The organism is Chitinispirillales bacterium ANBcel5, assembly GCA_029688955.1.
Lineage (GTDB): Bacteria > Fibrobacterota > Chitinivibrionia > Chitinivibrionales > Chitinispirillaceae > Cellulosispirillum > Cellulosispirillum alkaliphilum.
In genome coordinates, this window is record JARUKZ010000067.1 from 1 (window position 1) to 9196 (window position 9196).

The 9196-nt window shown below is 38.7% G+C and carries 8 protein-coding genes; 1 reads left to right on the forward strand and 7 read right to left on the reverse strand.

All coding sequences use genetic code 11. The features are described from left to right. A partial coding sequence (locus QA601_18380; GenBank protein MDG5817071.1) for a hypothetical protein occupies positions 1 to 257 on the reverse strand: 257 nt, incomplete at its 3' end. Positions 258 to 669: 412 nt separating this feature from the next. On the opposite strand from QA601_18380, the gene QA601_18385 reads away from it, so the two are divergent. Next, on the forward strand, positions 670 to 876 hold the full coding sequence (locus QA601_18385) for a hypothetical protein (protein ID MDG5817072.1): 207 nt from the start codon (positions 670 to 672) through the stop codon (positions 874 to 876). 247 nt (positions 877 to 1123) lie between these two features. Here QA601_18385 and QA601_18390 read toward each other — a convergent pair whose 3' ends face one another. The 6 genes from QA601_18390 to QA601_18415 form a co-directional block, all read right to left on the reverse strand. Continuing rightward, complete coding sequence (locus QA601_18390; protein ID MDG5817073.1) at positions 1124 to 2101, reverse strand: hypothetical protein; 978 nt, start codon at positions 2099 to 2101, stop codon at positions 1124 to 1126. A gap of 17 nt (positions 2102 to 2118) precedes the next feature. After that, on the reverse strand, positions 2119 to 2580 hold the full coding sequence (locus tag QA601_18395) for a hypothetical protein (GenBank protein ID MDG5817074.1): 462 nt from the start codon (positions 2578 to 2580) through the stop codon (positions 2119 to 2121). Between the two features lie 141 nt (positions 2581 to 2721). Next, positions 2722 to 3690, reverse strand: coding sequence for a hypothetical protein (locus tag QA601_18400; GenBank protein ID MDG5817075.1), 969 nt, complete (start codon positions 3688 to 3690; stop codon positions 2722 to 2724). 19 nt (positions 3691 to 3709) lie between these two features. Then, on the reverse strand, positions 3710 to 6295 hold the full coding sequence (locus QA601_18405; protein ID MDG5817076.1) for a hypothetical protein: 2586 nt from the start codon (positions 6293 to 6295) through the stop codon (positions 3710 to 3712). 817 nt (positions 6296 to 7112) lie between these two features. Then, a complete protein-coding gene (locus QA601_18410) occupies positions 7113 to 7976 on the reverse strand; it encodes a hypothetical protein (protein MDG5817077.1) in 864 nt (287 codons plus the stop codon). Continuing rightward, positions 7966 to 9196 (reverse strand): hypothetical protein (locus QA601_18415; protein ID MDG5817078.1); only part of this gene is annotated, 1231 nt, incomplete at its 5' end. The genes QA601_18415 and QA601_18410, both read right to left, overlap by 11 nt.

Consider the following 9196-nt stretch of genomic DNA (forward strand, 5'->3'; position numbering starts at 1 on the left):
AAGCCAGCAAAATCATATTCTTCATAATCCTGAAGTTCAAAGAAAATTTTAAGTCTTGAATAACCTTCATAAAAAGCATAATTCATCCTTTTTTCTTCTTCAAGCCCGTAATCATGCAACGTTCCATGATTCTCCACCCTCACCGGATCCCCCACCACCCCTGCACTTATCTCAAGGGCTCTATCATGAACCTCCTTTAGCCTCTCTAAGCCGGAGCTCTCCTTTAAATCGCCCCACTCTCTGACCAGTTTATCCATAAACTGAATATAATTGAAGTAGCGATGAGCGATGAGCTTTGAGCTATGAGCTTCGGAAGAAAAATTCTACCAGCGGTTTTTTCCCGGGTCGGACCACAAATACTCTTTGCTGCCTCTAACGGCCATTTTTTCCTATTTTTCTCCTGTTTTCAGCCCCTTAGAGCTCGATGGCTACCCCTTCTATCCCATTCTAAGGATAAATGTTCACAATTTCTCTGCCTTTATTCAGGTGATCAAATACATCTAAACCTACAATGCGCACCAGGAAGTATCTGCTTGTGCTGAGGACTATCCTAATATAATCTTTTGGCAATCGATGAATTTTGGGAGATGCACCTTTTTAAGCTCTAAGCTCTTAGAGCTTGTTACAATGCACTCCCTTTGAGTTCTAAGAGCCGGAAATTTGGCGGGAATGTTAAAAATTGCAAATTGCAGCTTGGTTTGGGGCAATTACACTGTTTTTTTCTGGTCCGATCCCAAACCATCCTGCGATACCCGTACCGGAGCCAACGTAGTATCAACCTCACCACTGGTTCTGGTAAGCTGTGGTGAGGGTGTTATTTTTTTGAATGTAAAGGTCTTTATCGATCCAGGCGATAAGCCTCATTCCTTCTCTTAAGATACTCCTCCCTCTCTTCTGGAGTCATATCATATAAGTGTTCAGTAGGAATTATTGAACGAAGTGGCATTAAGGTAAAGAAATCTTCAGGTAGCTTAAGTTCGACACCGAAGTTTTCTTTTGCCCATACTGGTAATTTGTCTTTATATTCTTCATCAGTAAGCCCCCTTGCCCTGCCTCTGGTATGTACTCCTTTAAACAGTTCTGCCTCTGGAAACGCTTATATCCCCTCACACTTAACCCCTCATCACTCTTCAACTTCAACCGGTTCTATTTCATGTACAAACTTTCCTGCATGATCTAAATCAAACAATGAAGATGCTATTTTACCCGTTTCGCAATCAATAGTTATTGAACTACCGTAAGATTTTTGCCCCGTTCTATCAAAAAACAACCATTCGTATTGGTTTCTTATTTTGGAGTAAACTATCCAAATCTGGTGTTCCCCGAATTTAAAATTTAACCTCTGCAGATATTCCCTTGCAATCGAAAGCGCTTCCTCTTTACTAATCTTAGGTTTGTAGTCAAAAGAATAATCTGTTGTAAGCATCGACGAGCCAAATCTCATTATCTCTCCCGTAGGTGGATAGACAGAGATACGTACATCACGAGGATCCCTGATACCATTCTTAAAAGTACCCCTGAACCGCACTATATATTCTCCATTGTTTTTGCTGTGAGAAACCGAAACAGAGTCAAACAGGTCAAACTGATCTAACGCATTATGTCCATGGAGTATTACCTTGAGTAATTCCGAAGCCTTGGCAAGAGCATCCTCTTTCGAATAAACATAGAACTCTTCCGGCATACGCCTGTGCTCTCTGAAGTATGCACTTTGCTCTCTTGATAAAGGCAGGCGGTCGTAAATTCTTGAATTAAATGACCATAGCTGGTCATTCTTTCTAAATGAAAAACCGCCTAAAAACCCATTCCCATAACGATAATAATCTGCAACCATTCCTACACTAATAATCTGTGGATATTCTATACTGTCTTTTATATTTTCATTGTCTCCAACAATGAACTCAACTATACTCCTGATTACTGCCATATGCTGCCTAATGTTAATATTGTAATCCATTTCCGGATCAGGGCCTGTGATAAGAGTAAACATATCATCCTGCATTAGGGTGTCCCGCTCACCATCATAACAATTACCGCTGATACTAAATAACATCACCAATAAGAGCATGCATTTGATACAGGTATGATTAATATTCATCATCAGTTTTTCTCCTTGCGTTAGTTTTCAACGGGCACTCGCAGCAGCCTTCTGCCGAAACGTGCAGGGTATATGCTGCTGTTTAGCACATTTTCGCCATCGGGTTGGTTTGTGTAAATAAGTTCCTCAAAATCCCAGGAAAATGTCCTGGCCGGGATGCCTGGTTCCTCTTCTCTATCGAAAAACTCCCTCATTCTGTCTTCTCTACCCTCAAAGGCAGGTATAAATTCCAGGATTTGCTGCTTTGAATGATTGAACGATTCCTCTAGTGCCACCCCAATCACATAATAACTCCCAGTATTTGGATCAATAGTCTGAAGATACTGCATCGAATAATAACTCCAGAAATTCATAAGTAAATCTACAAAATAGTCATTTGATCCTACAACAGCATCCACCCCATGAGCCAACAACCGATCGGTCGTTGAGATGTCAAACTGGCTGGTATGACACCCTAATGTAAATGCAAGAAAGAACATCATTGTAATAACCCGTTTTGTGCCTCGGATTTGGAGCTCCGGGGTATCGTGTGGAGATAATGAAGAATTAGGGAATGATTAATATTTTACAAATAACCATAGCGAATTTAAAGCCAACATCTTTTTACCGTTTGTACTTTTATTCTACTCCACTATAAAACCCCCCTCATGCCAAATCTCTGCACGGCGTATTGTCCCGTCTTCACTATCAACAGATATTATGGTAGTCTTTGGCATATTTCCCGTATTGTCTCCATAATAATACACGTTCCATGTCCAGTATTTATTCCCCCTGATTTCTCTTTGAGCCAAATTTAAGGCCCCGTATACATAGCCTGTACCGACTTGGCTAACCCGTTCATCCGCAATTCTGATGGCTTCCTCTTTTGAAATCTTGGGAATGTAATTTAAATCATAAGGACTTACTAATTGTCTTGTTGAAAAATGTCTTATTTCTCCAGTTAAACGGTCAATTTTCACTTGTACAGATCGGCTATCTGAAACAATGGTTTTCTGTTTTGATCTTATGTAAAAGGTATAATATCTCACATCGTGATCTATAACTTCTACACTGTCAAAATCCTGATAAGTTTCTTCGACATTGTACTCTTCCAGAATTCTCATCAATGCACCCCTTGCGATTCCGATTGCAGTTTCTTCGCTTATTTCACTGACACACCCATCATTTTCTGTTGCAGTGGTGCATAATGAACCTTTGAGAATTTCCTTGTTGGCACACCTGTGTGGGTCTACCCACATACTAAAAATCATCTTGCCATTAAAGTTAAAGCTGTACTTTACCTTGCTGTCCCTATAATCGTATGAATTTGCCCGCATGTTCAGAAGGATGTTGTTTGACCATTCAGCTGTTGTAGCTTTCTCACACTCTTCCCGCAGCCCCTCACCAGTCCACTCCAGTGCTCTTTTTATGAAATCGTAGTGATACAGGACAAGCTCCCTATCAATACTCTCAAGACTTGTAGAATCAGTATATATGCTCATGGTCCCATCCTCATAAACAAGATTTGTTTCACCCCTGATGCGTGCCATACTGTTGAAATGTACTGCGATCACCATAACTGTTATGTTACAATACAAACGAAATTTACTCATAGGTTTTTCTCCTGTATAATCATTGGACCCTCGCACCATGTCTGGCAGGCAATACAGATGTACCTGAAACATTTTCATTTACATTAGGATTATTCAATATTATTATTGTATTTTGATATGTATTTAAAAATGGCTGGCCATCTATATGACAATTCCCGAATCTATCCTGCAAATCCTCCGCATCCTCGTTATTGTAAAATGCACTTATATGTCGTAATGCCAATCTATAAGCCTCTTCAGCAGCCACTTCAATTGTTCTACCTTGACTAAGCCGCTCATACAGATTAGCCAGGAAAAAGTTCCCCAGTATCACAGGAACTCTTCGCTTTGTAGCAATAACGCAATTGACCCCATGATTGATCAGTGCATCGGCAGTTGAATTTTCACCAACAGCCGTTCTGCAACCCATTGCGACTGCAAAGAGGACATCTTCAAGAAATTTTTCATCCCTTGTCTTATTATCACATGTTATATTTAAACAATGGAGGTTATTAATACAATATTGGTTTGCATCACCGATGCAATGTGCCATCAGCCTGTCTCCTGCAAGGCGTGTAAAACCGACATCAGGAGTTTCAAGAACATTTTGAACACCATGGTGAGCTAGAGTGGTAACAGAAGCAAATTCATTTTCAATTTCATTTACGTAATTTTGTGCACTGATCCCACTTATTACATCACGGTGATCATAGTCGCCTTGTAATAAAAGTAATTGACTCCTAAGAACTTGAACAGGCCAATAAAACCATCGGAAATTACGGGTATCTCTTTTCACATCAAGGTAGGGTATTAAATCCCAGTTAATTTTATTTTCGTGATGTAATGATTCCAAATACTGCATATATGCTTCTGACTCATCATCAGAAAGATCAACCAGCAATTGCCCAAACACAGGTTTTCCCACATTAATATTTTTACTTAAGGTAAAATTCGATCCGTCCAAGGTACTGGCAGTCATCTCAACACTATACATTCCAGCCAAAAGAATTCTTTCAGTAAAATCATCTCTGCCGTCCCAATTGAATTTCAATTCCGAGCTATTGTTGTCAATTTCACGCTCGATAGTCTTCACTACACTATTTGGGTAAAAACTGGTGTGGTTATTGTCACTTTCATTTCTTTTGATTTCTATGTGTATGTTATTGATGTTTGGATTTTCGTTTGACTCGATAATAAGTTCTATTCTTGCTTCACCATCTCTTTTGGGTGAATACTCATCTTCTGTAATATCCTTACCAGAAGCCGTTATGGATAAATGAGGATAAATAATAGTCAATTCCTCGAATGGCGGATTATCACGGTTCCGTGCTCTACTGGGAATAACCGATATCCTCAAAACATATTCTCCTGGTTCGTTAAATTTTAAGTACAGGCTATCCGGTATACCAGGGATAGATGACTCCGTTCTACCAAGAACATTTTCCCTAAAATCAGCCTGGGACATGGTAATATCAAGTACATCTTTTTCAACGATTTCAAAAGTCCTGTCTCGGGACATTCTGAAATGTTTTCCTATGATCTCAATTTTAATTTGATCGTTTCTTCTCAAGTCAATATGATTATCTTCATTCTGCTCCAAAGCTACTGCAACAATCGGTTCAGTAGCCCAGACCGTCAAGTTTCTATCTGTCACATCCCTGAAACATATTTTCCCAACTCCGGCACTGACAGGTTTCACTTCTGTCAGAACACCTTCATCATTATCAAGCACCCCTGCTTGTCCTCCCCCCTGTTCCGCACTTGTTTTTGTATAAGTCATAGCCAAAAGAGTCCATGGTTCAGAAAAGGGCGAAGTGTCAACAAGTGTTAAACCGAACTTAGAACTATCCGTAAAGAATATCTTTCCCTGATCTTCTTCTGCGGTCTGCAATCTGAATACCATATCAGTACCCGTAAAGTAATCCTGATTATACTCTATTCGCCTTCTTTCACCGTGTGTCATTATTTCGGGTGATGAAATATTCCTGAGTGTATCCGTCACCTCGCCACGGTTGTTTAGCCCATACATCTTAAGCACACTCTTATTTGTCCCGCCAAGGATTTCTCCACGGGGGTGAATATCCGACCTGTTTTCTCCTCCTGCTACAAATGGAGAGTTTATAGGTGCTCTGCCTAACACTTGCGGCACTAACCTAACCGGCTTTATGTTGCAATACCATGTATGCTCCTGCCTGTCTGAGGGGATCCCATATACCCATAACCCATCAAGATCAAATGTGTCGATTACCGGATCTGTTATATTTATTATAACCCGACGGTGCTCATCTGAAGCAAAGATAAGTGGTTCACCAAACATATCAAATATGTTAGCACTATTTGCTGAGTAGATAGCGATATTATCCGAAATCGTAAAAAGAAGCCCTACTCCGGTTATGCCTTCACTGTATTCAGGTTTTTCAAATAAAACCTCAAGCCGAGAATACCCTTCATAGTATGCATAATTACTCCTCTTCTTTACTGGCAACCCATACTCCGATAACGATCCCCGGTTCTCCACGCTCACCGGATCCCCCACCACCCCTGCACTTATCTCAAGGGCTCTATCATGAACCTCCTTTAGCCTCTCTAAGCCGGAGCTCTCCTTTAAATCATCCCACTCTCTCACCAGTTTATCCATAAACTGAATATAATTGAAGTAGCGATGAGCGCTGAGCTTTGAGCTATGAGCTTCGGAAGAAAGATTCTACCAGCGGTTTTTTCCCGGGTCCAAATGCTCTTTGCTGCCTCTAAAAGCCATTTTTTCCTGTTTTTCTCCTGTTTTCAGCCCCTTAGAGCTTGATGGCTACCCCTTTTATCGCATCATAAGGATGAATGTTCACAATTTTTCTGCGTTTATTCAGGTGCTCAAATGCATCTGAACCCGCAAATGCGCGCCAGGAAGTATCTGCTTATTACTAAAGACTAACCTAATATAATCTTTTCGGCAATCGGTGAGCTTTGGGAAATGCACTTTTTAAGCTCTTAGAGCTTGTTGTAAGCATTCATACCGGGCTCTAAGAGCCGGATATTTGGCGAGAATGTTAATAAATTGCCCATTGCAGCTTGGTTTGGGCAATTACAGTGATTATTTCTGGTCCGACCTCAACCTATTTATTAATCCATTTTAGCGTTGAGCGATGGGTTTAAGCTATGAGTTTTGGAATAAGGCTACCGAAGGCCCTGTAGGTTATTTTTCTTTTCTGGCAGTCACCAGTATTCTTTTGGGGTCTTTTGGAAGGACGCTTGAGCTATTATCGCGGAGAACTGATCACAGAATTTTGATTTTAAGTTCGTTCCAGGTGGTGCATCTTCCTTAACAAATAGTTTGTTTTCAGGAATCAATTGAGGCTAAATATCTTTCACTAACTCCTATATTCCAGCGCATTGCCACATGGAATGTAGAACTCAAACAGATAAAGTAATTATCTATCTTAATATTACATTTATTCTTTAGTGCAGTTTTCTATTGCAAATGGTGGGTCATATTCGACAAGAAGCTTATTTTCTAAATAATTTTGAACTTCCTGAGAATACATATAATAAGTAGTCTCTAAAGCCCTACTCCCGATTTTTTCGATCAGTTTTTTGTCACCTTCTAGAAATAGCTGTAAACGTTGGCTACTATATTTGTAAGCATTCGATCTTGATTCAAGGTATGAATCTATGTTTCTCAGTGCCCCCAGCCCTGCTTTACCTGTCTTTAATAAGGCATATAGTATAGATTCAATCTTTTCATGAGTTTCATCGTCTGTACAATCTTCAAATCGATATAGCAAACCACGAATTACTGAATTCCTTTCGTTCGCTAAAATAGTATCTCTACAATTTAACATTTCAAGCATATAATCATACCAATGATCTGATCTTCTTACAAGGATACTAAGATTTCTATAATATCCAGCCATATTGTTGCTTTCAGAATGAATTTTATTCATCTTAACCAAAATATCTTCAAGATCATTTCCCCACATATCTGGAAATATTATTAACAAACGCCACGCCGCAACATTTAGATTCTTCTCAGAGGAAGATAATGAATCAATATTTTGATGTATGCTATTCGAAAAGATGTGTACTAAATATTCTCTCAATTTTAATGAATCAATATAGCAATCTCTGTTAATCAATTGTTTCAAATCTTTGAAATCTAGTTTCCAACTTTCAGCATTTGAGATTATATTACTGAGCTCCTTATTTTTACAGTTTGTTATAAAAACTGAGTCATTATCATTCTCATGACTATAACCGTTAATGGCCATCATGCAAATAGTAAATACTATTATTTTAATTAGTAACTTATTCGTCATGAGCAAAGTACCTTTCAATAACTGTAATCTTACCATCATCATCTGTTTTTAAGATTCCACCACAGTTAACTAATCCAAAATCTATTTGCCCTAAATTATTCATACTATACCCCATAACTCTTCCTCTCGGAATAGCATAACCAGGTGGTTCATGTCCATGCATTAATAAACTTTCAACAATGTGTTTTAGTTTAGTACCTTTCCTGTAATAACCGGTTCCCCAATCGAGTGGCAAGTGATCCCTTTCAAGTAATGTAGTATCTGGAATCCATTGAGCATAAATATCTTTTACAAATTGCCCTCGCCCCGGTTCCACCCTCATGGAATGTAAAATTTCATGTGCCAATACATTTCCAGAAAAGAGGTATGTATTAGGGTAGTCTAAGTTACCCTGCTTAGTAATAACTATACCCCTGTCATAAAACGCTATCGCGTTCATACCACTTCCAGGAATCCTATGTCCATTAATAAAATACACTTCCAAACCATCACCTATGCGTGTCATATCAATTAGAGTTTCTAAACTTTCTTCATAACTTATCTCATAGAATTGGTCCTGGTGTGGGTTCATATCTGAATCAGGAACAAGTGTTTTTCTATTTAATCTTACACCAATTTGTTTTAATATCTGATTAGCGGTTTCAAATGCAAAGTCGATTTCTTCTGTGGTGAAAGCAAAATCACCGACATCATTTTTTACAATACAAGTATAAACATCTACAGTTTTCAGTTCTTCTAGTATGTATATATGTACCTCTGGTGGAGTACCGTCATATCCGACAATCAGAATCTCAAGTGTATCCTCACCACTATTTTCACCTTTAACGATTACTTCAAATCCCTTTCCTTCATCAGATTCATCCCCATTAGTATTAATAAATTTAACATTTCCTCTTTTTGAACGCCAGGTAATCAACTCCGGATCAAAATTGCCTCTATTTACCTCAATTTTATAATGGGCAAAATCCCCTTTTACAACATGAGGTGGATTATAAACCTCACTTGTAAAGTCGACAGTTTCATCTGTAATAGGCTCCAATACTATTTCACTGAATTCAACATCAAAAGTTATAAACTCATCTATAGTGTTACTAATGTATTGAACGTTATTTGTAATGCTACGTATGATTTTTGGTGGTAGGTACAGGCTAATATAAACTTTTTCACTTCCATGACCATCAATATAAAAATATAATCTTTCTACATTATCCAACAATTCT

Excerpts from the sequence above, each read along its gene's own strand:
- QA601_18385 (MDG5817072.1), top strand. The coding sequence starts at position 670 with ATGTTAAAAATTGCAAATTGCAGCTTGGTTTGGGGCAATTACACTGTT.
- QA601_18390 (MDG5817073.1), bottom strand. The coding sequence starts at position 2,101 with ATGATGAATATTAATCATACCTGTATCAAATGCATGCTCTTATTGGTG.
- QA601_18395 (MDG5817074.1), bottom strand. The coding sequence starts at position 2,580 with ATGATGTTCTTTCTTGCATTTACATTAGGGTGTCATACCAGCCAGTTT.
- QA601_18400 (MDG5817075.1), bottom strand. The coding sequence starts at position 3,690 with ATGAGTAAATTTCGTTTGTATTGTAACATAACAGTTATGGTGATCGCA.
- QA601_18410 (MDG5817077.1), bottom strand. The coding sequence starts at position 7,976 with ATGACGAATAAGTTACTAATTAAAATAATAGTATTTACTATTTGCATG.